We start from the raw sequence: 1598 nt of genomic DNA, 5'->3' as shown, positions 1-1598 counted from the left end.
CGTCGACGTCGACGCTCTCGGCTCTGTCGGCGCCCACCGTCGTCTCGGGCGGTGACGACTCGTCGCCCGCATCCGTGCCCTTCACGGCGGCCGACGTGCAGGAGGGCGGCACGGCTCCCCAGGCCTTCGAGGAGAAGGCGAAGGATGCCGCGCGCGAGCCGCTGCTCGCCGGGGCGCAGAGCTCCGAGTCGAGCACGGAGGACATGCGAGGCCTCTCGGTTGCGAACTGCGCGCAGCCCGACTTCGACCACTGGCTCGTCGGCGGGGCGACCTCCCTCGGCTCGACGACGCTGGTCGAGCTCGGCAACCCGGGCGATGTCGCGGCGACGGTCGATATCGAGGCGTACTCCGAGCAGGGGCTCGCGGCGGCGGCCGGCGGCACGGGCATCCTCGTGCAGCCCCACACGCAGCGGGTCGTGCCGCTGGCGGGCCTCGTGCCGAACGCGAGCGCGACCGTGGTGCACGTCACGAGCACCGGCGGCACCGTGAGCGCCGAGCTGCAGGAATCCGAGATCTCGGGCGTGACCCCGCAGGGCGACGAGTGGGTCGGGCCGACCGCGTCGCCGTCGAAGAAGCTCGTCATCCCGGGTGCCGTGTTCGACGGCTCCGGCCTGTCGACGGCGACTGCGACGGACTCGAGCGACGGCGGCGTTCCCGTGCTGCGGGTGCTGCCGGTCGGCACGAAGGACGCCAAGGTCACGATCGGGGTGAAGCCCGACGCCGGCAAGGGCGGCGGCACGGCGCTCAGCGCGACGGCCAGCCATGGCGTGGTGTCCGAGATCCCGCTCGAGAAGGCCGGCACGGGGACGTTCACCGTGACGATCGACAGCACCAAGCCCCTCGTCGCGGCCGTGCACACATCGACGGTCGACACCAAGCGCGGCACGGACTTCGCGTGGTACGCGGCGGCCGCGCCGCTCACGGGCGCGGCCGCGCTCCCGATCGCGCCGGGGCCGGGGGCGGTGCTGCACCTCGTGAACACCTCGTCGGCGGCGGTGAAGCTCAAGCTCAGCGGCCCGAACGGCGGCACGGTGTCGGTGCCCGCGGGCGGCTCGGTGTCGCGGAAGGTCGCGAAGCCCGGGGTGCTCACGACCTCCGACGGGCACGGCGTCTACGCATCGGTGAGCTACGCGGCGAGCGGAATGGTTGGGGCCTATGTCGCCTACCCGACCAGTGCGAGCGCGTCGGCGCTCACCGTCTATCGGCGCTGACCCGGCGCCGGCCCAGCGTGGCCGGGGTGGCGGGCGTGGTCGGTGCGGCCGGCGTCAGAAGTGCCGGAACCGCTCGGGGGCGAGGTCCCACGGGTCTTTGCCGAGGTACTCGGCGACCGCGCGGAAGACGCAGCTCTCGATCAGCATCCGCTTGTGCAGCTCGTCGTTGCGGTGCAGCTTCGCGAGCCGCTCGATGGGCACGCGGAAGAGCGTGATGCGACCGCGAGCGGTGTCGACGGCCCAGCGCTCGACTTCGTCGAGCCCGAGCGCGTTCGCAGGCGCCGCCGCGATCTCGAAGCGCACGTCGCCGAGCGCGTCGGGCCACAGCCCCTTCAGGTAGTCGGCGCACGAGGCGACCGCGGTCTCGAAGAAGTCGATGCGCCCCTG

The 1598-nt window shown here is 73.1% G+C and carries 2 protein-coding genes; one reads left to right on the top strand and one right to left on the bottom strand.

The window, feature by feature from the left end; genetic code table 11:
* Positions 1 to 1211: DUF5719 family protein (locus tag ACM2XV_RS15085; RefSeq protein ID WP_487027532.1), on the top strand; the 1211-nt coding region annotated here is incomplete at its 5' end.
* Positions 1212 to 1265: 54 nt separating this feature from the next.
* Here ACM2XV_RS15085 and ACM2XV_RS15080 read toward each other — a convergent pair.
* A partial coding sequence (locus ACM2XV_RS15080) for a metallopeptidase family protein (RefSeq protein ID WP_487027531.1) occupies positions 1266 to 1598 on the bottom strand: 333 nt, incomplete at its 5' end.

It is taken from the genome of Gryllotalpicola sp. CP2-P1 (assembly GCF_057512245.1).
The sequence above is the reverse complement of the archived record's forward strand: the minus strand, read 5'-3'. Positions and strand labels throughout refer to the sequence as shown.